Source organism: Streptomyces sp. NPDC026522 (genome assembly GCF_055567555.1).
The window spans coordinates 16348-37894 of record NZ_JBVHQF010000012.1; the positions used below are offsets into that span (position 1 = coordinate 16348).

Sequence of the window (21547 nt, forward strand, 5' to 3'; positions counted from 1 at the left end):
CTCCCCCCACCCAGGGGGAGCCGGCCCTTTCGCCTTGCGGTGGCACCGCCATGCAGCACCGCAGGACGCTCAGTACATCCGCGGGGGTCCGGGGCTAGCCGAAGCGGCCCGAGATGTAGTCCTCGGTGGCCTGCACGGACGGGTTGGAGAAGATCCGGTCCGTCTCGTCGATCTCGACGAGCTTGCCGGGCTGGCCGACCGCGGCGAGGTTGAAGAAGGCGGTGCGGTCGGAGACGCGGGCCGCCTGCTGCATGTTGTGGGTCACGATGACGATCGTGAACCGCTCCTTGAGCTCGCCGATCAGGTCCTCGATGGCGAGGGTGGAGATCGGGTCGAGCGCGGAGCAGGGCTCGTCCATCAGCAGGACCTGGGGCTCGACCGCGATGGCGCGGGCGATGCACAGACGCTGCTGCTGGCCGCCGGAGAGGCCGGAGCCGGGCTTGTTCAGGCGGTCCTTGACCTCGTTCCAGAGGTTGGCGCCCTTGAGGGAGCGCTCCACGATCTCGGCGAGCTCGGACTTCTTGAAGTTGCCGTTCAGCCGCAGGCCGGCCGCCACGTTGTCGAAGATCGACATGGTGGGGAAGGGGTTCGGGCGCTGGAACACCATGCCGACGGTGCGGCGGACGGCGACCGGGTCGACGCCCGGGCCGTACAGGTTCTCGTCGTCCAGCAGGACCTTGCCCTCGACCCGGCCGCCGGGGGTGACCTCGTGCATGCGGTTGAGGGTGCGCAGGAAGGTGGACTTGCCGCAGCCGGACGGGCCGATGAAGGCCGTCACGGAGCGCGGTTCCACGGTCATCGAGATGTCATCGATGGCCTTGTGGGTGCCATAGAAGGCGGAGAGGCCGCTGACGTCGATTCGCTTGGCCATGAGGGGTCACTTCGCTTTCATTCAGTCGCACGCGGCGGAGCCGCTGATGGGCTCGCCGGTCAGCGACCGGTCTTCGGGGCCTTCCAGCGGGCGATGCCGCGGGCCACCAGATTGAGGATCATGACGAAGGCGATCAGGACGAGGGCCGCGGCCCATGCCCGGTCGTAGGAGGCCTCACTGCCGACCTTGTACTGCTCCCAGATGTACAGGGGGAGCGAGGACTGAGCACCTTCGAAGGGGTTTCCGTTGATCAGCTGCGTGCCGAAGACCAGCAGCATGATCGGCGCGGTCTCACCGGCGATGCGGGCGACGGCCAGCGTCACGCCGGTGGCGATGCCGCCGATGGCGGTGGGGAGCACGACCTTGAGGATCGTGCGCCACTTCGGCACGCCGAGGGCCAGGGCGGCCTCGCGCAGCTCGTTCGGGACGAGCTTGAGCATCTCCTCGGTGGAGCGCACCACCACGGGCATCATCAGGATCGACAGGGCCATCGAACCGGCGAAGCCGGAGGGGCCGAAGCCGAGCATCAGGTTCCAGGTCGTGAGGATGAACAGGCCCGCGACGATGGAGGGGATGCCGGTCATGACGTCGACGAAGAAGGTCACGGCCTTGGCGAGCGAGCCCCGGCCGTACTCGACCAGGTAGACGGCGGTCAGCAGGCCGACGGGTGCGGCGATCGCGGTGGCCAGGGCCACCTGCTCGATGGTGCCGAGCAGCGCGTGGTAGACGCCGCCGCCCTTCTCGAAGCTGGTGATGCCGTTCATCGAGTGGCTGAGGAAGTCGCCGTCGAGGGCGTTCATGCCGCGGCTGATCGTGGTCCAGATCAGCGAGAGCAGCGGGATGACCGCGAGGACGAAGCAGACCCAGACGACGGAGGTCGCGACGCGGTCCTTGGCCTGGCGGCGGTTTTCGACGACCGCGCTGGCGACGTAGGTGATGGTGACGAACAGCAGGGCGGCGATCAGGCCCCACTGGATCTTGCTCTGGAGGCCGAAGACGGCGCCGATGCCGCAGCCGAGGGCGATCGAGACGACGGCGATGCCGGCCGGCGCCCAGCGGGGCAGGCCGCCGCGGGTCAGCCGGGAGGGTGCGACGGACTTGGGGGCCCGGGCGGGCCGCTGGTCCTGGATCGTGTGGCTCATCAGGCGTTCGCCCCCGAGTACTCCTTGCGGCGGGCGATGATCATGCGAGCCGCTCCGTTGACCAGCAGGGTGAGGAGGAAGAGGACCAGGCCCGAGGCGATCAGCGCGTCCCGGCCGAACTCGTTGGCCTCGTCGAACTTCGCGGCGATGTTCTGCGCGAAGGTGCCGCCACCCGGGTTCAGGATGTGGCCGGAGATCAGGAAGCTCGGGGAGAGGACGGTGGCGACGGCCATGGTCTCGCCGAGCGCGCGGCCGAGGCCGAGCATGGAGGCGGAGATGACGCCGGAGCGGCCGAAGGGCAGCACCGACATGCGGATGACCTCCCAGCGGGTCGCGCCGAGGGCCAGGGCGGCCTCTTCGTTCATGCGCGGGACCTGGAGGAAGACCTCGCGGCTGACGCTGGTCACGATCGGCAGGATCATGATCGCGAGCAGGATGCCGACGGTGAAGAGCGAGCGGGCGACGCCGACCTGGGTCTTGTCGAAGACGTAGGTCCAGCCCAGGTACTGGTCGAGCCAGAGGTTCAGGCCGCCGAGGTACGGGACGAGGAAGAGCGCGCCCCAGATGCCGTAGATGATCGACGGCACGGCGGCCAGCAGGTCGACCACGTAGGCGAGCGGGGCGGCCAGCTTGCGCGGCGCGTAGTGCGAGATGAAGAGGGCGATGCCGACGGCGATCGGAACCGCGATGGCCATCGCGATGATCGAGCTGACGACGGTGCCGAAGAGCAGGACGGCGATGCCGAAGACGGGCGGGTTGGCCGACGCGTTCCAGTCGAAGGTCGTGAGGAAGTTGCCCTCGTTTTTCGACAGCGCGAGCGAGGCGCGGTAGGTGAGGAAGACGGCGATCGACGCCATGATCACCAGGAGCAGGATGCCGGAGCCCTTGGAGAGCCCGGCGAAGATCTTGTCACCGGCGCGGCCGGTGGATCCTGCCTTCGAGGAGACCGGCGGAGCCGTGTCTATCGGGGTGGGTGTGGTGGAAGCCATGGTCTTTCCGGTCTGGACGGGGGCGAGCCCCCTGGCGGCGGTGCACCGGATCCCCCCGGGTGGAGGGGGGAGGGTCCTCGGGGCGCGGGTCCGGTCCGGACGGGGACCGGACACCGCACCCCGAGGCTCACTCGTTCAGGATCAGCCCAGCGACTTGATGACTTCGCGGACCTTGGTGTTGATCTCGGCCGGGATCGGCGCGTAGCCGTTCTCGGAGAGGACCTTCTGGCCCGCGTCCGAGGCGGTGTAGTTCAGGAAGGACTTGACGGTGGGCAGGGTCTCCGCCTTGTTGCCCTTGTCGCAGACGACCTCGTACGTGACCAGGACGATCGGGTACGCACCCTCGGCCTTGGTCGTGTAGTCGAGCTTAAGCGCCAGGTCGGAGCCGGTCCCGGCGATCTTGGCGGCGGCGATGGCCTTGGAGGCGCTGTCGGCGGACGCCTTCACCGGGGCGGAGGCGCCGGTGTTGATGTCGACGGTCTTGATGTTCTGCGAGGTCGCGTAGGAGAGCTCGAAGTAGCCGATCGCACCGTCGACGGCCTTGACCTGGGAGGCGACACCGGCGGAGCCGGACGCGGCCTGGCCACCGGGGGCCGGCCACTTCTTCGCGGGCTCGTAGTTCCACGCGTCGGGGGCGGTGGCCTTGAGGTACTTGCCGAGGTTCTCGGTGGTGCCGGAGTCCTCGGAGCGGTGGAAGGCCTGGATGGCGGTGGAGGGAAGCGTGACGCCCGGGTTCAGCTTCTTGATCGCGTCGTCGTCCCACTTCTTGATCTTGTCGTTGAAGATCGAGGCGAGGGTGGGGGCGTCGAGGTTCAGCTTGTCCACGCCGGCGACGTTGAAGCCGATGGCGATGGGGCCGCCGACCATGGGCAGGTTGATGCCCTGGCCGCCGGTGCAGACCTTCTTCGATTCCTCGACCTGATCGGGCTTGAGCGCGGAGTCCGAACCGGCGAAGCCGACGGTGCCCTGGTTGAAGGCGACGATGCCCTCACCGGAGGAGGACGACTTGTAGTTGACCTCGACACCGGAGCAGGCGGACATGTAGGCCTTGACCCACAGGTCGACGGCGTTCTTCTGCGCGGAGGAGCCGGAGGCGAGCAGCTTGCCCTTGGCGTCGTCGCACTTGATGTCGCCGGCGGCGGGGGCGGAGGCCTTGCCGCTCGCGGTCGAGTCGGCCTTGGTGTTGTTGTCCGAGCCGCACGCCGTGAGGACCAGGGCGCCGGACACGACGAGCGCCCCGAGGGCGGAGGCACGAAGCATGCTCTTGCGCTGAAGCTTCACTTTCGGGTGTTCCTTCCAGAAGCCGCCGGCCGCTTTCTGTATCGGGGCGGCGTGCGAAGAGGACTACAGGTGGGTGGTGCGGGCGCGGTCAGGGCCGGTCTCGCACCTTGTGGTACTGAAATTAGGCAGAACAGGTGAAGCGGTCGACGGGGGTTGGTGAACGGGGGGTGAACCGTGGCGGACGGCCCGGTGCGGATGGGGGGGTTTGTACCTGGACGTAACGGGACGTTATCCGCACGTTACGCCGCCGTGACCTTGTCCTGGCCGTCCGGGGTGGGGGTGGGGTGGCCGAATTTCGCCGCTGCCGGGTTCGGGTGCCGGGTGCGGCGCCGTTGCCGGGGGCCGGCCCCCGGACCCCCGCGCCTCAAACGCCGGCGGGGCTGGATTGTGCCGGGGCCCGGTGGCCGGGTGCGGCGCCGTTGCCCGGAGCCGGCCCCCGGGCCCCCGCGCCTCAAACGCCGGCGGGGCTGGATTGTGCCGGGTGCGGCGCCGTTGCCGGGGGCCGTCGCAGCGGGCCGAGGGGTGCGAGGGGCACGTTAGAGAGGAATTGCCGCCTCGAAGGAGTGGCGGGCCGCCTCCACCGCGTGGCGTTGGTCCGCGTGGAGGACGCCCAGGGCGTAGGCCGTCGCCGGGGCGATGCGGGGGGTGCGGGCCGCCGTCGCCGAGGCGGCCGCGGCTTCGGACGCCTCGCGGTGGCGGTCCAGGGCCTCGCCGGCCGCCGCCAGCAGGGTCACGTCGCCGCCCAGCGCCTCCCGCGCGTACCGGTGCACCCGCAGCAGCCGCCGTACCTCGTGCCAGGCCGCGTCGTCCTGCGCGGAGTACGGCGAGCGCCGGGGCGGCAGCGCCGCCACCGCCGTGTCCAGCCGGGTCCGCGCCACCTCCGCCAGCGGCACGAGTACGTCCTCGACCCGCCCCCGGGCCGCGACGGGGTCCAGCGCTACCTCCGAGGCGAGGACCGCCACCGCGTCCGCGACCGCGTGGAAGCGGGAGGAGCCCAGCGCGGACAGGGTCGCCGAGTGGGCCCGGGTCCGGGCCAGGGTGAGCTGGCGCTCCAGCAGCGCGCCCGCCCGCGCCGAGCCCACCGTCAGGGACCCGGCGCCGCCCCGCTGCGAGGGCACCTCGGAGGCGCCCGAGAGCCGGTGCAGGGCCTCCATCAGCCGGGACAGCCGGGCGGCGTACGCGTGCTCGTCGGCCAGGGTCGAGGACAGCCAGACCAGCTCGGTGCGCAGCCCGTCCGCCCAGGAGGACTCGGCCACGGCACGGAAGGTGCTCAGGGAGGAGGCGATGCGGCGCGCGGCCCCCCGCAGGCCGCGCGCCGCATCGCCCTCCCCGGCGGGATCGGCTCCGCTCGCCGCGCTCTCGTCGTGCAGGCGCAGCGCGCGCAGGAAGGCGGTGGCCTGGCAGCGCAGGTACGTGCCGAGCACGTCCCCCGCCGTTTCGGTCCCCGTCATAAGGTCATGGTTTGGCTGAGCCACGCCGGCGCCTCCGGGCGTCTATGAGCATCTCCTGTACGTGCCGCAGCGGCTGGCCCTCGGAGTCCGTGCTGTGCCGGGTCCATTCGCCGTCCGGGCCCAGGTGCCAGGAGGCGGTGTCGTCGGACATCCCGGTTTCCAGCAGCCGGTCCAGTGCCGCGCGGTGGGCCGGGTCGGCGACCCTGACCAGTGCCTCGATACGGCGGTCGAGGTTGCGGTGCATCATGTCGGCGCTGCCGATCCACACCTCGGGTTCGCCGCCGTTGCCGAAGGCGAAGACCCTGGAGTGTTCGAGGAAGCGGCCGAGGATCGAGCGGACCCTGATGTTCTCCGACAGCCCCGGTACCCCGGGTCGTACGGCGCAGATGCCGCGGACCCAGATGTCCACGGGGACGCCTGCCTGGGCGGCCCGGTAGAGGGCGTCGATGAGGGCCTCGTCGACGATCGAGTTCATCTTGAGCCGCACGTACGCGGGGCGGCCGGCCCGGTGGTGGTCGGCCTCCTTGTCGATGCGGGCGATGAGCCCGTCCCGCAGCGACTTCGGCGCGGTCAGCAGCCGGCGGTAGGTCTCGCGCCGGGAGTACCCGGACAGCCGGTTGAAGAGGTCGGAGAGGTCCGCGCCGACCTGTGGGTCGGCGGTGAGCAGGCCGAGGTCCTCGTAGAGCCGGGCGGTCTTGGGGTGGTAGTTGCCGGTGCCGACGTGCGAGTAGCGGCGCAGCTGGTCGCCTTCCTGGCGGACGACGAGCGACAGCTTGCAGTGGGTCTTGAGGCCGACCAGGCCGTAGACGACGTGGCAGCCGGACTCCTCCAGCTTGCGCGCCCACTTGATGTTGGCCTGTTCGTCGAAGCGGGCCTTGATCTCGACGAGGACGAGGACCTGCTTGCCGGATTCGGCGGCGTCTATGAGGGCGTCGACGATCGGGGAGTCGCCGGAGGTCCGGTACAGCGTCTGCTTGATCGCGAGGACGTCCGGGTCGGCGGCGGCCTGTTCCAGGAAGGCCTGTACGGAGGTGGAGAAGGAGTCGTACGGGTGGTGCAGCAGGACGTCCCGCTCGCGCAGCGCCGCGAAGATGTCGGGCGCGGACGCGGACTCCACCTCGGCGAGGTCGCGGTGGGTGCCGGCGATGAACTTCGGGTACTTGAGCTCGGGCCGGTCCAGGGAGGAGATCCCGAAGAGGGCGGTGAGGTCCAGCGGGCCGGGCAGCGGGTACACCTCGGCGGCGCTGACCTTCAGCTCCTGCACCAGCAGGTCCAGTACACCGGGGTCGATGGACTCCTCGACCTCCAGGCGCACGGGCGGGCCGAAGCGGCGCCGCATGAGTTCCTTCTCCAGGGCCTGGAGCAGGTTCTCGGCGTCGTCCTCCTCGACTTCGAGGTCCTCGTTGCGGGTGACGCGGAACATGTGGTGCGCGAGCACCTCCATGCCGGGGAACAGCTCCTCCAGGTGCGCGGCTATGACGTCCTCCAGCGGGACGTAGCGCTGCGGCGAGGCCTCCAGGAAGCGGGAGAGCAGCGGCGGGACCTTGACGCGCGCGAAGTGGCGGTGGCCGCTCACGGGGTTGCGTACGACGACGGCCAGGTTCAGGGAGAGGCCGGAGATGTACGGGAACGGGTGCGCGGGGTCCACGGCCAGCGGGGTCAGCACCGGGAAGATCTGGTTGCGGAACAGGGTGAAGAGGCGGGCCTGCTCCTTCTCGGTGAGGTCGGGCCACCGGATGAGGTGGATGCCCTCCTCTGCGAGCTGCGGGGCGATGTCCTGCTGGTAGCAGGCGGCGTGCCGGGCCATGAGCTCGCGCGAGCGGGTCCAGATCTGGTCGAGGACTTCGCGGGGCTGGAGGCCGGAGGCCGAACGGGTGGCGACGCCGGTCGCGATGCGGCGCTTGAGGCCGGCGACGCGGACCATGAAGAACTCGTCCAGGTTGCTGGCGAAGATCGCGAGGAAGTTCGCGCGTTCCAGCAGCGGGGTGGCCGGGTCCTCGGCGAGTTCCAGGACCCGCTCGTTGAAGGCGAGCCAGCTGCGTTCCCGGTCGAGGAACCGCCCGGCGGGCAGCTCGTCGCTGTCCTTGCCGTCGTAGGCGTCCGGGTCGGAGTCGAGATCGGGCGCGAGGTCCGGCGCGAGATCGACGTGGGGGCGGTGCGCGGCTATGGAGCCGATGTGCGCCTTCGCCGTGGGGGACGTGTGAGACGGGTGCTGGGCGGGGACCTCGGTGGGGCCCGCGCTGGGCTTGTGGCTCATGACTCCATTCTTCCGCGCAAGCGGAAGGACAGGCGCGTCGGACGGGTCGGCCGTCAGTCGGAGTCGGGGGTGCATGGTGGGAGACTGACAAGCGCTGCTTAATGCCCGGTGAATGGCGCATGGCTTCCAGGCTCCGCCTGGCGCACGAGTACGTCGCCGTCCGCGCCCGCGCCGTACGCGCGTGACGGCGCCCGCCGGCGCGCGGTGCCGGGCCCCGGCGCGCGGGGAGCCGTACCGCGCGCCGGTCGCGGGTCAGCTCTCGGTGCGGTACATCAGGTCCACCTCGTGGGTGGTGAAGCCGATGCCCTCGTAGACGGCCAGGGCCGCCGGGTTGTCGGCGTCGACGTAGAGCATGGCGGTGGGCAGGCCCGCTTCGGCGAGGTGGCGCAGGCCGATCGCGGTGAGTGCCTTGCCGAGGCCGCCGCCCTGGGCGCCGGGGCGGACGCCGACGACGTAGACCTCGCCGAGCCGCTCCTCGGCGTGCACCTTCGTCCAGTGGAAGCCGATCAGCTCGCCGTCGCGCTCGGCGAGGAAGAAGCCCTTGGGGTCGAACCAGGGCTGCGCCATCCGGTCGTCCAGGTCGCGCTGGGTCAGGGCGCCCTGCTCGGGGTGGTGGGCGAAGGCGGCCGCGTTGGCCGCGAGCCACGCCGCGTCGTCGGCGCCGGGGACGAAGGTGCGGACGGTGACGCCGGGCGGCAGGACCGGCTCGGGCAGCGGCGGTGCCTCGGGGCCGAGGGGGCGGCGCAGCTGGCGCAGCTCGCGGAAGAGGGTCAGGCCGAGTACCTGCGCGAGGTGGCGGGCGGCGGACTTGCCGCCGTGCGCCCACACCCGGATCCGCTTGCCGGAGGCGGCGAGCAGGGCCGAGCCGAGGGCCCGGCCGTGGCCGCGGCCGCGCAGCGAGGGGTCCACGACGAGTTCGGCGGCGGGGGCCTCCACCGGGTCGGTGTCCTCCAGTTGCCCGTACGCGGCGAGGCGTCCCTTGTCGGTGAGGAGGAAGTGCCGGATGCCCTCGCGGCGTCCGCCGCGGAGTTGGAGCCGGCCCTGTTCGGACACGGCGGTGGTGCCGTCGTTCCGCGCCGCTTCTGCGATCAGGGCCAGTACCGTGTCGGCCTGTTCCTCCGTCAGCTCGTCGAGGATCTCAATCTGGCGTCCCGGCTCAAGGGCCGCTGCTGCGTCAGTCATGACTCCACCGTACGACCGCAACCTGCCCGTAACCGATTAGGGCCTGACACGCTACGCGCGTTGACCTTAGGCTTCGGCGGACCTCCCAAGTTGTATCGCTGTCCACAAAGGGGACTAAATGTCAGCGACGCCACAACGGCACCGCCGCGCCCGCCGGTTGACCTTCGCCGCCCTCGCCCTGACGGCCGGGGCCGGTGCGCTGGTCGCCGCCGCACTTCCGGCCGGTGCCGCCAGTGGTGGCGGTGCGGCCAAGGGCCGTACCGTCGACGTGCAGATGCTGTCGTTCAACGACTTCCACGGCACGCTGGAGGCCCCGCAGGGCTCGTCCGGCACCGTGAGCGAACGCCAGGCCGACGGCACGACCAAGGCCATACCCGCAGGTGGCGTGGAGTACCTGGCGACCGCCCTGCGCGACGCCCGCAAGGGCCACGAGTACTCCGTCACCGCCGCGGCCGGCGACATGATCGGCGCCAGCCCGATGCTGTCCGGCATGTTCCACGACGAGCCGACCGTCGAGGCGCTGAACAAGCTGAAGCTGGACGTCACCAGCGTCGGCAACCACGAGTTCGACGAGGGCAAGACCGAGCTGCGCCGGATGGCGTACGGCGGCTGCCACCCCGTCGACGGCTGCTTCGAGTACGGCAAGACCTTCGGTGGATCGGAGTTCAAGTACCTCGCGGCCAATGTGACGGACGAGAAGACCCGGCGTCCGATGCTGTCGCCCACCTTCATCTGGAAGAAGGGGGACGTGAAGATCGGCTTCATCGGGGTGACCCTGGAGGGCACCCCGGACGTGGTGACCGCCGACGGGGTCAAGGGCCTCAAGTTCGGTGACGAGGTCGAGACGATCAACAAGTACGCCGACGAGCTGAACAAGCAGGGCGTGAAGTCGATCGTCGCGCTGATCCACGAGGGCGGGCTGCCCGCGAGCGGCGCGTACAACTACGACTGCAACGTGCCCGGTGCGGGCGCGGGCATCTCGGGTGCCATCGTCGACATCGCGAAGAACGTCGACCCGAAGGTCGACGCGCTGGTGACGGGCCACACGCACCAGGCGTACTCCTGCAACATCCCCGACCCGGCGGGCAACCCGCGCACGGTGACCTCGGCGGCCTCCTACGGCCGGCTGTTCACGGACACCACCCTCACCTACGACCGGCAGACCAAGGACATCGTCCGTACGCCGGTCAGCTCGCCGAAGCCGGTCCAGAAGGTCGTCGGCCGTGACCTGCCGAAGGCCGGGGACATGACCGAGCTGATCCAGCGCTGGAACGCGCTCGCGGCCCCGATCGCGAACCGCCCCGAGGGCTACATCTCGGCGGACGTGCCGGGCCGCGGTTCGGAGGCGCCGGAGAAGCCGCTCGGTGACCTGATCGCCGACGCGCAGCTGGAGGCGACCGCGCCGGCCGACAAGGGCGGGGCGCAGCTCGCGATCATGAACCCGGGCGGTATCCGCGCGGACCTCGCCTACAAGGCCGCCGGGAACGAGGGCGACGGCGTGGTGACGTACGGGGAGTCGTACACCGTCCAGCCGTTCACCAACATGATGAACGTGGTCGACCTGACCGGTGCTCAGCTGATCACCGCGCTCCAGCAACAGGTCTCCGGGCCGGTCAACGGGCCGAACCCGAAGATCCTCCAGGTCTCGAAGGGCTTCACGTACACGCTGGACATGACGAAGGCGGGCGCGGACCGCGTCGTCGTGGACTCGGTGCGGCTGAACGGCGCGGCGATCGACCCCGCCAAGACCTACCGGGTCGCGATGAACGAGTTCCTCGCGGGCGGCGGTGACGGCTTCACCGTCCTGAAGGAGCACAAGAACAAGCTGGTCGGCGCGTCCGACCTGGACTGCTTCAACGCGTACCTGAACAAGTCCTCGGCGGCGGCTCCGATCGCCCCGCCGGCCGCGGACCGGATCACCGTCGTCAAGTAGCGCGGCGGCGGGCAGGCAGTTCCGAGGGGCGGTGGGCCGGGCGGCCCGCCGCCCCTCGGGCGTGCGCGGTCAGAGGGTGGCCAGGAACTTCCCGACGGCCTCGTGGAACCCCCGCGGATCGGTGAAGGGCAGGAAGTGGTCGCCGTCCAGGGGCGCGTACGAGGTCCCGGGCCGCCGGGCGACCATGGCGTCGGCCTGCGCCCGCGGGAGCGACTGGCTGCGGGTGCCGTGGACGAGGAGGGCGGGGCAGTCGCTGGCGAGCCAGGCGTCCCAGTGGTCGCCGCGGCAGGACTCGACGGAGTCCAGCATGTCCTGCGGGTGGAAGGGGAGCCGCCAGCCGGCGCCGTCGGGCAGCGGCCGTAGCGCGGGCCCGACGAACTGGGCGCCCACCGGCCCGGCAGCTGCCAGCAGCTCCTCGCGGGTGGGGGCGGTGTACCGCATGCCGCGCAGGAAGGCCGTCCAGTCCCCCTCGGCCGGCTGGATCTCCACGGCGGAGTCCACGTTGACGAGGGCGGCGACCCGGCCGGGGTGGGCGGCGGCCAGGTGGTAGGCGTTGAGCCCGCCGAGGGAGTAGCCGAGGACGGCCACGGGCGCGTCGAGGCCGAGGTGGTCGAGCAGCGCCACGGCGTCGGCGACGTACCCGGCCCGGCGGTAGTCGGGGGCCCGGTCGGAGTCGCCGTGGCCGCGCTGGTCGGGGGCGATGACCCGCCAGGCCTCGCCCAGGGTGTCGGCGAGGCCGGTGAAGGCCATGCCCTCGGAGAGCCCGCCGTGGAGGGCGAGCAGCGGGCGGCCGGGGCCGCCGAAGTCCCGGTACGACAGGGTGCGGCCGTCGATGGTCAGCTCGTGGCGCATGTTCCGCTCTCCTCTGGGCGTCCTGCGGTGACGGGTACGAGCCTGCCAGCAGTTGGGCAATCGCGCAATACGTTCGTATGAGGCGGTCGCCCAAAACGCGGCGCGGATACGATCCCGCCATGGGAAATCGCGAGGACCTGCTGGCCGGAGCGCGCCGCTGCCTGGAGGAGAAGGGGTACCTGCGCACCACCGTGCGCGACATCGCCTCCGCCTCGCGGGTGAGCATGGCCGCGATCGGCTACCACTTCGGCTCGCGCGAGGCCCTGCTCAACCAGGCGCTGTTCGCGGCCATGGACGAGTGGTCGGCGGCGGCCGGCCGGCTCGCCGGGCAGGGGGACACCGCCGCGCAGCGCTATGCCGACATGTGGGACCGCAAGATCGCGGACTTCGGCGAGATGCGCTGGCTGTGGACGGCTTCCGTCGAGGCGTTCGTGCACGCGCAGTCCTCGCCCGAGCTGCTCGCGGTGCTGGCCGACGGCCAGCGCCGCTCGCGCCGGATGGTCGCCGCCCAGTGGCGGGGCGTACCCGAGGACGCGGTCGCGGAGGAGGACGTACGGGGCCTCGGGTCGGTGCACCTCGCCCTGCTGACCGGGGTGATGGTGCAGGTCCTCACCGATCCCGAGCAGGCGCCGAACGGCCGTGAGCTCGCCCAAGGCCTGCGCGCCATGGCCGAGTTGCTCGAAAGATGACCCGTACCGACGGGTAGTAATGGCCGCTGCCCCACGCCATACTCCGGTCCGACCACTGGACCGGACAAGGGGCGGACATGGCACTGGATCGGCGGGCATTTCTCATCGGGGCGCTGTCGGCGGGCGCGGGCACGGCGCTGACCCTGGGCACGGCCGCCCCGGCGGCCGCGCGGACGGCGGCCCCCGCCGCGCTCGGTACCCAGGACTGGATGGCCGGCCTCGCCGACTCCACTCCCCTCCAGCGGATGACGATCCCCGGCACCCACGACTCCGGGGCCCGCCAGGGCGGCCTCTACGTCGCCTGCCAGAACACCTCGATCGCCGAGCAGCTCGACTCCGGCATCCGGTTCCTCGACGTCCGCTGCCGGGTCACCGGCGGGTCCTTCGCGATCCACCACGGCTCCTTCTACCAGGGCCTGATGTTCGGCGACGTCCTCGTGGCCTGCTGGAACTTCCTCGCCGCGCACCCCTTGGAGACGGTCCTGATGCGGGTCAAGCAGGAGTACTCCAGCGACAGCGACGCGACCTTCCGCGCCGTCTTCGACGACTACCTCGACAACCGGGGCTGGAGACCGCTGTTCCGGATCACCGACACCCTGCCGGGCTCGCTCGGCCAGGCGCGCGGGAAGGTGGTGCTGCTCGCCGACAACGGCGGACTGCCCGGCCTGCGCTACGGCGACGGGAACGTCTTCGACATCCAGGACGACTACAACGCCGAGCCGTTCGCCAAACGCGGCAGGATCGAGGACCAGTTCCGCCGCTCCGTCCAGCAGCCCGGCAAGCTGTTCGTCAACTACACCAGCACCTCCGCCTACATGCCGCCGCGCTGGAACTCCGACCGGCTGAACCCGCAGGTCCACGCCTTCGTGGACGGCGCCGAGCTGGCCGGCCGCACCGGGCTCGGCATCGTCCCGATGGACTTCCCGGCGACCCGCTCCGGCCTGGTCGCCTCACTGATCCGGCACAACTGACGGCGACGGCCCGGCGGGCGGCGGGGTCGGTGCGGGCGGCGGGGTCGGCGCCCCCGGGATGCGCAGCACCGCCTCCGTGCCCGGGCCGCCGTCCGCCGGCGCCCGCAGCTCGGCGCTGCCGCCCGCGCGCTGCGCCGTACGGGCCACGATCGACAGGCCGAGCCCGCTGCCGGGCAGCGCGCGGGCCGAGGGGGAGCGCCAGAACCGCTCGAAGACGTACGGGAGGTCGTCGGCCGGGACCCCGGGCCCGTGGTCGCGTACGGTCAGCTCGCCGGCCCGCAGCGCCACGTCCACCTCGCCGCCCGGCGGGCTGAACTTCACGGCGTTGTCCAGCAGGTTGACCACCGCCCGCTCCAGCGCGGCCGCCTCGCCCCGGACGTACCAGGGCCGCAGGTCCGAGCCGAAGGCCAGCTCGGGACCGCGCAGCCGGGCCCGGGCCAGCGCGGTCTCGGCGATGTCGTGCAGGGCCACCACCTCCAGCCGGACGTGCGCGGCGGCGTCCGGCCGGGACAGCTCCTGGAGGTCCCCGATCAGCGCCGCCAGCTCCGTCATCTGCGCCTTGACCGAGGCCAGCAGCTCCTTGCGGTCCTGCGGCGGGATGGCCCGGCCGGTCTCCTCGCTGCGCACGAGCAGTTCGATGTTGGTCCGCAGCGAGGTCAGCGGGGTGCGCAGCTCGTGCCCGGCGTCCGCGATCAGCTGGGCCTGCCGGTCGCGGGAGGAGGCGAGGGCCGCCGTCATCGAGTTGAACGACCGCGACAGGCGGGCGATCTCGTCGTCCCCGTGGTCGGGGATCCGTACGGTCAGGTCCTCGGTGCGGGCGATGTGCTCGACCGCCCCGGTGAGTTCGTCGACCGGCCGCAGCCCCGTCCGGGCCACCCACAGCCCGGCCACGCCCGCGCCGACGACGCCGACGCCCGAGACGAACAGCAGCACCCAGGCGAGGGTGGACAGCGGCCTGTCGATGTCGGCGAGCGGCTTGGCGACCGAGATGGCGACGGTGCCGCCGACCGGCCCGCTGACGTTCACCGGCTGGGTGTAGACCCGTACCGGGACGCCCTCGGTGGTGCGGCCGTCGTACAGGACGGGTCCGCGCCGGCCCTGGGCGACCTGGAGGTCGTACTCGGTCACCGGGAGGGAGTTCTTGCCGTCCACCCAGCAGCGGCCGCCCGAGGGCAGCACGATCTGCACCTGCGCGCTCAGGTTGTTGACGATGGCGCCGGGCACCTTCTCGCGGCAGCCGACCTCGGAGAGCGTTTGGTTGGCCTGCGCGCTGGCGTTGGTGGACCGCAGCGAGCTGTTGAGCTGGTCGCCCAGCTGGGTACGGACCATGAACCAGCTGACGACGGCGACGGCCGCCACCGCGACCGCCACCGCCACGGTCACCAGCAGGGCCAGCCGCGAGCGCAGCGGCAGGGCACGGAACCGGGCGACCGGGCTCATTCGGGTCCGCTCTCGCCCGCGCGCAGCACGTAGCCCACCCCGCGCACGGTGTGCACCAGGCGGGGCTCGCCGCCCGCCTCGGTCTTGCGGCGCAGGTACATGACGTAGACGTCCAGGGAGTTCGAGCTGGGCTCGAAGTCGAAGCCCCAGACCGTCTTCAGGATCTGCTCCCGGGTCAGGACCTGGCGGGGGTGGGAGAGGAACATCTCCAGCAGCGTGAACTCGGTACGGGTCAGCTCCACGGGCCGGCCGGCCCGGGTGACCTCCCGGGTGGTCAGGTCCATGCGCAGGTCGCCGAAGGCCAGGCTGTGCTCGGGTGCCGCGCCGCCGGGTGCGGGGGCGGCGTAGCGGCTGCGGCGCAGCAGGGCGCGGACCCGGGCGAAGAGCTCGTCCAGCTCGAAGGGCTTGACGAGGTAGTCGTCGGCGCCCGCGTCGAGGCCGGTGACGCGGTCGCCGACGGTGTCGCGGGCGGTCAGCATCAGGATCGGGGTGGTGCTGCCGGAGGCGCGCAGCCGGCGGGCCGCGGTGAGACCGTCCATGCGGGGCATCTGGATGTCCAGGACGATCAGGTCCGGGGCGTACGCGGCAGCCTTGTCGAGGGCGTCGAGCCCGTCGACGGCGGTCTGCGCCGCGTACCCCTCGAAGGCGAGGCTGCGGCGCAGGGCCTCGCGGACGGCCGGCTCGTCATCGACGACGAGGACGCGCCGGGGGTCGCCTTCGGCGCTTCCGGCAGTCGTTGCAGCCATGGTCGGGGTCCCCCAGGGTGGTGGTCGGTCGTTCGGTGCGCGGCGGCTTCCCCAGGCTAGGCGGTGTCTGACGGATCAGGGTCGGACAGCCCGGGTCGGCTGGTGCCGTGGATTGCAAGGCGGAGGAGGGAGCCACCGCGGTGGGGGTACCTCTGGGAGTCCCCCCGGACGCAGTCTGGGGGAGGTAGCTGGGGGACATTGGTGACCGACGACAAGGCGGCTAGCCGCGGTGCCAGGCGGCCTGGGCCCGGCCGTGATCCGTCAGACACCCGCTCGGGCCGTCAGAAGGAGTTCAGGCCGCTGTCGCCGCTGCGGCCGCCGTCGTTGCTGCTGCCGCCGGTGTCGCTGCCGGTGCCGCCCTGGCGGAGCGAGGACAGCTCGGCCTTGACCGTGTTGACCGGGATGGCGAAACCGAGGCCGACGCTGCCGGCGCTGGAGCTGTCCGCGGAGGGGGAGTAGATCGCGGAGGGCATTCCGACGATCTCGCCGTTCATGTTGACGAGGGCTCCGCCGGAGTTGCCCGGGTTGAGGGAGGCGTCGGTCTGGATGGCCTTGTACGAGGTGGTGTTCTTGCCGGTGTCGCCGTTGAACTGCTGACCGTCGTAGGAGAAGGGCCAGCCGCCGCCGCCCTGGCGGCGCTGCGGGGACTGCTGCTGCTCGGACTTCGGGACGCTCACGTCGCGGTTCAGCGCCGAGACGATGCCGCTGGTGACGGTGCCGGTGAGGCGGTCGGGGGAGCCGATGGCGACGACCTGGTCGCCGACGCGCAGGTTGTCGGAGTTGCCGAGCTTGGCGGCCTTGAGGCCGGAGGCCCCCTGGAGCTTGATGAGGGCCAGGTCCTTGGCGGGGTCGGTGCCGAGGGTCTTGGCGGTGTACTTCTTGCCGTCGCTGGTCGTCACCTGGATCTCGGTGGCGCCGCTGACGACGTGGTTGTTGGTGACGATCTCGCCGTCGGCGCTGAGGACGATGCCGGAGCCGGTGCCCTGGCCGGAGCCGGTGCTGGTGTCGATCCGGACGACGGAGGGGCTGACCTGTTCGGCGACGCCGGCGACGGTGCCGGAGCTGGACTGCGAGACGTTGGTCCCGGCGAAGCCGCCGGTGCCGGTGCCGTGCTGGGCGAGCAGCTCCTCGACGCCGGCGGCGGTCCCGCCGCCGACGAGCGCGGCGGCGAGCGCGACGGCGGCGATGAGCGCGAGGGGGCGGCGGGCCGCCTTGGGCGGGGCGGGGGCGGGTGCCGGGGCCGCCGGGGGGTATGCGGGGGGCGGGGGGTACTCCTGGGGGTAATCGCCTTCGCGGCGGAAGCTGTCGGTCATGTCTCGGACTATGTCCCCGGTTCATGAGAGCACTCTGAGTCCCGGCTGAGAAGCCCGACAGAACCGCGTATGCCCTATATAAGGCCGGGTGCGCCGCCGCTGCCGGGGGCCGGCCCCGGGCCCCCTCGCCTCAATCGCCGGCGGGGCTTCGTTTGCGGCAGCCGGAAGACAGCCGGGGCCGGGCCCCCCCGGGCGGACGACGGACGGAGTCCGTCGCAGCGGGCCGAAGCCCGCGAGGCCCGCCAGGGTCGAGGGGCGCGTTAAGAAGGCGCGCGGCAGCCGCAGGAGCGGCGGATGACCAGGGCCGACGGGAACTGCTTCAGCCGCTCGCGGCGCGAGCCGGCCACCCGCAGGGCGTCGTCCAGGACGAGGTCCACCGCCGCGCGGGCCATCGCCGGTCGGTCCGAGGCGATCGTCGTCAGCGGCGGGTCCGTCAGCGCCGCTTCCTTCACGTCGTCGAAGCCGGCCACCGCCAGCTCCCCCGGCACGTCGATCCGCAGCTCCCGCGCCGCCCGCAGCACACCGATCGCCTGGTCGTCCGTCGCGCAGAAGATCGCCGGGGGCCGGTCCGGGCCGGACAGGACCTCCAGGGCGACCTTGTACGCGTCGTAGCGGTTGTACGGGGCTTCGAACAGCCGGCCCTCCACCGACCGCCCGGCCTCCAGCATCGCCCGGCGCCAGCCCTCGACGTGGTCCGCGACCGGGTCACCGACCGACGGGGTGTTCTCGACGCCGCCGATGCAGGCGACGTACGGGTGCCCGTGCTCCAGCAGGTGCCGCGTCGCGAGCTGCGCGCCGCCGATGTCGTCCGTGATGACCGCGACGTCGTCGATCGCCTCGGGCCGCTCGTGCAGCAGCACGATCCGGGCGTCCCACGCCTCGATCTCCGAGGCGGCACGCTCGCTCATGCCCTGACTGACCAGGATCAGGCCCGACACCCGCATGCCGAGGAAGGCCCGCAGGTAGTGGACCTCGCGCTCGTCCCGGTAGTCGGAGTTGCCGACCAGCACCATCTTCCCGCGCTCGGCGGCGGCCTGTTCGACCGCGTGCGCCATCTCGGCGAAGAACGGCTGCCGCGCGTCCGGCACGATCATGCCTATGAGGTCGGTCCGCCGCGACGCCATCGCCTGGGCCACCCGGTCGGGCCGGTACCCCAGGTCCTTGATCGCGGCGAGTACACGCTCGCGCGTGGCCGGGGCAACCGGCCGGGGTCCGTTATTGATGACGTAGCTCACGACGGCGGTAGAGGTACCCGCAAGTCGCGCCACGTCATCCCGCGTCACCTTGGCCACGCGCGGCAGTCTACGCGGGGTGACCTACCTCTGGGCAGGGCGTCCTGCCGACTGGGCGGTTACCGGTGTTTCCTCCATACGGGGGAGGGCCGCGGCGGCCTGGGCCGCCGCTTCCGCCGCCGCCCGTTCCACCTTCTCCGGCGTGACGAAGCGGTAGCCGACGTTGCGCACCGTACCGATCAGCGATTCGTGTTCGGGGCCGAGCTTGGCGCGCAGCCGGCGTACGTGGACGTCCACCGTCCGGGTGCCGCCGAAGTAGTCGTAACCCCATACCTCCTGGAGCAGCTGGGCGCGCGTGAAGACCCGGCCCGGGTGCTGGGCGAGGTACTTCAGCAGCTCGAACTCCTTGAAGGTGAGGTCCAGGACCCGGCCCTTGAGCTTGGCGGAGTACGTCGCCTCGTCGACCGACAGGTCACCGTTGCGGATCTCCATCGGGGAGTCGTCCGTGCCGAGCTGCTGGCGGCCGGTGGCCAGCCGCAGCCGGGCCTCGACCTCGGCCGGTCCGGCCGTGTCGAGGAGGACGTCGTCGATGCCCCAGTCGGCGGTGACCGCCGCCAGGCCGCCCTCGGTGACGACGAGGATCAGCGGACAGCCGGGCCCGGTGGAGCGCAGCAGCTGGCACAGCGACCGCACCTGCGGCAGGTCGCGGCGGCCGTCGATGAGGATCACGTCGGCGCCGGGCGTGTCCACGAGGGCCGGTCCCTCGGCGGGGGCGACCCGGACGTTGTGCAGCAGCAGCCCGAGGGCCGGCAGCACCTCGGTGGAGGGCTGCAGGGCGTTGGTGAGCAGCAGGAGCGAGCTCATGCCCGACCACCTGCCCGGGTCGGGTGGTCGTGCACGGCGTGCGCGTGTGTGCGCACGGATCGCTGGTCCATCACTCGGTTCCTCCTCGGTCCCGTCGAGGACTTTCGCGGCACTGCTTCGTACGACTTCGGTGGCGCCCGCCCGGTCCCCGCGCCCTGAGGCCCGGACGGCACCTGTTCTCGTTCCGTTCAACGTGCTGAAAGCACAAAAGGACCCGGGGGCTACGTTGCCCGGATCCTCTGCACCGCCAGGATAGCCCACCGGCCCTTTCCCGGCCGAGGTCTCATCAGAACCCGCTTCTGTGGTTCCCGCCACGCCGGGCAGCCGCCGGGAGGCGTCATCATGGAGGCCGACGGTAGAGAGCCGACGATGGGAGCAGCAGTGGCAACCGGAACCATCCGCTACTGGGCGGCGGCCAAGGCCGCCGCCGAGACGGCGGAGGAGCCGTACTCGGCGCGCACGCTGGCCGAGGCGCTCGACGGCGTGCGCGAACGCCACCCGGGTGAACTGACCCGGGTCCTGCTGCGCTGCTCCTTCCTCGTGAACGACGAGCCTGTGGGCAAGCGCCCGCACGATGCCGTCCTGCTGACGGAAGGGGGCACCGTGGAGGTGCTCCCGCCGTTCGCGGGCGGGTGAGCGGGAGCCGATGAGCAACTCCGACGAACGACAGCAGCCGCAGGGCGTCCCGCAGGACCCGTACGGGACCCAGACCTGGCAGTCCGACACCTGGGAGACCGGCTACCAGCCGGTGCAGCAGGTTCCGCAGCCGCCCGCTCCGCCGCTGGGCGCGGTGCCGGGGCAGCAGCAGCCGGCCGCGCCCGAGGGGTGGTTCCGCGACGAGGCCCCCGCCCAGCCGCCGGGCTTCGACGGCGGTGCCCCGTGGCCGCAGGCGACCGGCGCGGCCGAGACGGCGTACCTTCCGCCCTATCAGGAGCAGCCCCCGGTCCAGCAGCCACCGCGGCATTCGCAGCCGCAGCCGCAGCCGCAGCCGCAGCCGCAGCCGCAGCAGCCGCCGCAGCCGCAGCCGCAGCGGTCCGTGGCGCCCGAGGGGTGGTTCCGCGAGGAGCCCGCGGCCCAGGCAGCCGGGTCGGAGTGGGCCGCGCAGACCGCGTACCTGCCGCCGGTGCGGGAGGACGCCGTCCCGCAGGACTGGTTCCGTGAGGCGGCCCAGCCCCCCGCCCAGGGCGGGAACGGGAACTGGGGCGGGTCCGCGGGCTACTTCCCGCCCCAGGCGCCCGCCCCGCAGGCCGCGGACGCCGCGGCCACCGCCTACCTGCCGCCCGTCCGCGACGACGCGGCCGCCGCCACCGCCTACTTGCCGCCGGTCCGGAACGAGGACGCCGCCGCCACCGCCTATCTGCCCCCGGTGCCGAACGAGGACGCCGGGGCCACCGCCTATCTGCCGCCGATCACCGACGCCACGGCCCCGCCGGCCGGGGCCCACGCCGCGCCGCAGGCCCCCGCCGCGGCCGGTGAGGAGCCCGAGTACTCGCCGCCCACCCTGGCGGGGAACACGCTGCGCGCCGTCGACCCCGCGCAGGCCCGCGCCGAGGGCCGGTCGCCGATCATCGACCCCGGCCCGCAGTCGGCCGTACTGACCGCGGCCCTCGGGCTGCTGCTGGCCGCCGCCGCCGCGCTCGGCGACTTCGCGCTGCTCCTGCCGCTGATCGCCCTCCAGGGGCTCACCGCGGCCGGCTGGTTCCGCCTCAACGGCATGTGGCCCGCCCGCCAGGGCATCGCCCTCGCCTTCGCCGGAGCGGTCGTCGCCGACGCGGCGGTGCTCGCGGTGGCCGACACGTACGGTCCCGGCGCGATCATCGGCACCCTCGGTGCCTGGGTGCTGCTCACGCTGGTCCTCCAACTGCGCAGCCACGCCGACCCCGACGAGCGGATGTACGGCCTGATGGCCTCGGTGGCCTCCGCCGCGCTCGCCATCGTCTGCGCCGGGTACCTGGCCGCCGACCCGCACGCCGTGAGCGTCGGCGCGGCCGCCGTGGCGGTGGCCGTCTTCGCCCGCGCGCTGCCGCTGCCGACGCCGGCCTCCGTCGCCGTCTCGCTGGCCGCCGCGGCCGGCGCGGGCATCGCGGTCGGTTCGCTGAACGGTCTCGGGGCAGGCGGGGCACTGGTGGGTCTGGCCGCGGGTGGGTGCGCGCTCGTCGGCCTGCGGGTGGCCGCATACGACTACCCGTCCAAGTTCGTCCACATGACGGCCGGTGTCGCGCTGCCGCTCGCGGCCGCCGCCCCGGCGGTCTACCTGATGGGCCGGGTGGTCGGCTGACCGCCGTGCTGACGGCGGCCACATGTCCGGACATGGTCAACTAGAGCGCACGTACC

Annotated in this window: 18 protein-coding genes; 5 read left to right on the forward strand and 13 right to left on the reverse strand. The window is 72.1% G+C overall.

The features are described 5' to 3' along the window. Positions 1–94: 94 nt before the first annotated feature. The 7 genes from pstB to mshD form a co-directional block, all read right to left on the reverse strand. On the reverse strand, positions 95–871 hold the full coding sequence (gene pstB, locus ACZ4M3_RS27685) for a phosphate ABC transporter ATP-binding protein PstB (protein WP_467737080.1): 777 nt from the start codon (positions 869–871) through the stop codon (positions 95–97). 59 nt (positions 872–930) lie between these two features. Then, on the reverse strand, positions 931–2013 hold the full coding sequence (gene pstA / locus ACZ4M3_RS27690) for a phosphate ABC transporter permease PstA (RefSeq protein ID WP_467737082.1): 1083 nt from the start codon (positions 2011–2013) through the stop codon (positions 931–933). After that, positions 2013–3002 carry a phosphate ABC transporter permease subunit PstC gene (pstC, locus tag ACZ4M3_RS27695; RefSeq protein ID WP_467737084.1) on the reverse strand — a complete coding sequence of 330 codons (990 nt, stop codon included), beginning with the start codon at positions 3000–3002 and terminating at the stop codon, positions 2013–2015. The genes pstA and pstC overlap by 1 nt, the downstream gene beginning before the upstream one ends. Before the next feature lie 141 nt (positions 3003–3143). After that, positions 3144–4283, reverse strand: a complete 1140-nt coding sequence (pstS, locus tag ACZ4M3_RS27700; protein ID WP_467737086.1) for a phosphate ABC transporter substrate-binding protein PstS — start codon at positions 4281–4283, stop codon at positions 3144–3146. Between the two features lie 536 nt (positions 4284–4819). Then, positions 4820–5734 (reverse strand): CHAD domain-containing protein, encoded by a 915-nt coding sequence (locus tag ACZ4M3_RS27705; protein WP_467737088.1) that lies wholly within the window; start codon positions 5732–5734, stop codon positions 4820–4822. A 4-nt stretch (positions 5735–5738) separates the two neighbouring features. Continuing rightward, positions 5739–7991 (reverse strand): RNA degradosome polyphosphate kinase, encoded by a 2253-nt coding sequence (locus ACZ4M3_RS27710; protein ID WP_467737090.1) that lies wholly within the window; start codon positions 7989–7991, stop codon positions 5739–5741. A gap of 252 nt (positions 7992–8243) precedes the next feature. Beyond that, the gene (gene mshD / locus ACZ4M3_RS27715; protein WP_467737092.1) at positions 8244–9173 is read right to left on the reverse strand and encodes a mycothiol synthase; all 930 of its coding nucleotides are present in this window, start codon (positions 9171–9173) and stop codon (positions 8244–8246) included. Positions 9174–9291: 118 nt separating this feature from the next. Between mshD and ACZ4M3_RS27720 the strand changes: the two genes are divergently transcribed. Next, positions 9292–11106, forward strand: a complete 1815-nt coding sequence (locus ACZ4M3_RS27720) for a bifunctional metallophosphatase/5'-nucleotidase (RefSeq protein ID WP_467737094.1) — start codon at positions 9292–9294, stop codon at positions 11104–11106. 69 nt (positions 11107–11175) lie between these two features. Here the strand turns inward: ACZ4M3_RS27720 and ACZ4M3_RS27725 are convergent, their stop codons facing one another. Continuing rightward, a complete protein-coding gene (locus tag ACZ4M3_RS27725) occupies positions 11176–11958 on the reverse strand; it encodes an alpha/beta fold hydrolase (RefSeq protein ID WP_467737096.1) in 783 nt (260 codons plus the stop codon). 119 nt (positions 11959–12077) lie between these two features. On the opposite strand from ACZ4M3_RS27725, the gene ACZ4M3_RS27730 reads away from it, so the two are divergent. Both ACZ4M3_RS27730 and ACZ4M3_RS27735 read left to right on the forward strand, forming a co-directional pair. Further along, on the forward strand, positions 12078–12647 hold the full coding sequence (locus ACZ4M3_RS27730; protein ID WP_467737098.1) for a TetR/AcrR family transcriptional regulator: 570 nt from the start codon (positions 12078–12080) through the stop codon (positions 12645–12647). A 77-nt stretch (positions 12648–12724) separates the two neighbouring features. Further along, entirely contained in the window at positions 12725–13618 is an 894-nt protein-coding gene (locus ACZ4M3_RS27735; RefSeq protein ID WP_467737100.1) for a phosphatidylinositol-specific phospholipase C, read from the forward strand. Here ACZ4M3_RS27735 and ACZ4M3_RS27740 read toward each other — a convergent pair. From ACZ4M3_RS27740 to ACZ4M3_RS27760, 5 genes are all read right to left on the reverse strand, one after another. Beyond that, the gene (locus tag ACZ4M3_RS27740) at positions 13598–15058 is read right to left on the reverse strand and encodes a sensor histidine kinase (protein WP_467737102.1); all 1461 of its coding nucleotides are present in this window, start codon (positions 15056–15058) and stop codon (positions 13598–13600) included. The genes ACZ4M3_RS27735 and ACZ4M3_RS27740 overlap by 21 nt on opposite strands. Continuing rightward, positions 15055–15804: a response regulator transcription factor gene (locus ACZ4M3_RS27745; RefSeq protein ID WP_467737104.1), complete on the reverse strand. Its 750-nt coding sequence runs from the start codon at positions 15802–15804 to the stop codon at positions 15055–15057. The genes ACZ4M3_RS27740 and ACZ4M3_RS27745 overlap by 4 nt, the downstream gene beginning before the upstream one ends. Positions 15805–16085: 281 nt before the next feature. Then, complete coding sequence (locus ACZ4M3_RS27750) at positions 16086–17117, reverse strand: S1C family serine protease (protein WP_467737106.1); 1032 nt, start codon at positions 17115–17117, stop codon at positions 16086–16088. Between the two features lie 260 nt (positions 17118–17377). Further along, positions 17378–18409, reverse strand: a complete 1032-nt coding sequence (locus ACZ4M3_RS27755) for a LacI family DNA-binding transcriptional regulator (protein ID WP_467737108.1) — start codon at positions 18407–18409, stop codon at positions 17378–17380. A 24-nt stretch (positions 18410–18433) separates the two neighbouring features. Then, the gene (locus ACZ4M3_RS27760) at positions 18434–19213 is read right to left on the reverse strand and encodes a response regulator transcription factor (protein WP_467737110.1); all 780 of its coding nucleotides are present in this window, start codon (positions 19211–19213) and stop codon (positions 18434–18436) included. Positions 19214–19594: 381 nt separating this feature from the next. Between ACZ4M3_RS27760 and ACZ4M3_RS27765 the strand changes: the two genes are divergently transcribed. Both ACZ4M3_RS27765 and ACZ4M3_RS27770 read left to right on the forward strand, forming a co-directional pair. After that, a complete protein-coding gene (locus ACZ4M3_RS27765; protein ID WP_453409149.1) occupies positions 19595–19849 on the forward strand; it encodes a MoaD/ThiS family protein in 255 nt (84 codons plus the stop codon). A gap of 10 nt (positions 19850–19859) precedes the next feature. Beyond that, entirely contained in the window at positions 19860–21491 is a 1632-nt protein-coding gene (locus tag ACZ4M3_RS27770; protein WP_467737112.1) for a hypothetical protein, read from the forward strand. Positions 21492–21547 lie beyond the last annotated feature (56 nt).

Coding starts and splice junctions, on each gene's coding strand:
- ACZ4M3_RS27720 (WP_467737094.1), top strand. CDS start 9,292: ATGTCAGCGACGCCACAACGGCACCGCCGCGCCCGCCGGTTGACCTTC.
- ACZ4M3_RS27705 (WP_467737088.1), bottom strand. CDS start 5,734: ATGACGGGGACCGAAACGGCGGGGGACGTGCTCGGCACGTACCTGCGC.
- ACZ4M3_RS27740 (WP_467737102.1), bottom strand. CDS start 15,058: ATGAGCCCGGTCGCCCGGTTCCGTGCCCTGCCGCTGCGCTCGCGGCTG.
- ACZ4M3_RS27750 (WP_467737106.1), bottom strand. CDS start 17,117: ATGACCGACAGCTTCCGCCGCGAAGGCGATTACCCCCAGGAGTACCCC.
- ACZ4M3_RS27735 (WP_467737100.1), top strand. CDS start 12,725: ATGGCACTGGATCGGCGGGCATTTCTCATCGGGGCGCTGTCGGCGGGC.
- ACZ4M3_RS27745 (WP_467737104.1), bottom strand. CDS start 15,804: ATGGCTGCAACGACTGCCGGAAGCGCCGAAGGCGACCCCCGGCGCGTC.
- ACZ4M3_RS27770 (WP_467737112.1), top strand. CDS start 19,860: ATGAGCAACTCCGACGAACGACAGCAGCCGCAGGGCGTCCCGCAGGAC.
- ACZ4M3_RS27710 (WP_467737090.1), bottom strand. CDS start 7,991: ATGAGCCACAAGCCCAGCGCGGGCCCCACCGAGGTCCCCGCCCAGCAC.
- mshD (WP_467737092.1), bottom strand. CDS start 9,173: ATGACTGACGCAGCAGCGGCCCTTGAGCCGGGACGCCAGATTGAGATC.
- pstA (WP_467737082.1), bottom strand. CDS start 2,013: ATGAGCCACACGATCCAGGACCAGCGGCCCGCCCGGGCCCCCAAGTCC.
- pstB (WP_467737080.1), bottom strand. CDS start 871: ATGGCCAAGCGAATCGACGTCAGCGGCCTCTCCGCCTTCTATGGCACC.
- pstC (WP_467737084.1), bottom strand. CDS start 3,002: ATGGCTTCCACCACACCCACCCCGATAGACACGGCTCCGCCGGTCTCC.
- ACZ4M3_RS27730 (WP_467737098.1), top strand. CDS start 12,078: ATGGGAAATCGCGAGGACCTGCTGGCCGGAGCGCGCCGCTGCCTGGAG.
- ACZ4M3_RS27760 (WP_467737110.1), bottom strand. CDS start 19,213: ATGAGCTCGCTCCTGCTGCTCACCAACGCCCTGCAGCCCTCCACCGAG.
- ACZ4M3_RS27725 (WP_467737096.1), bottom strand. CDS start 11,958: ATGCGCCACGAGCTGACCATCGACGGCCGCACCCTGTCGTACCGGGAC.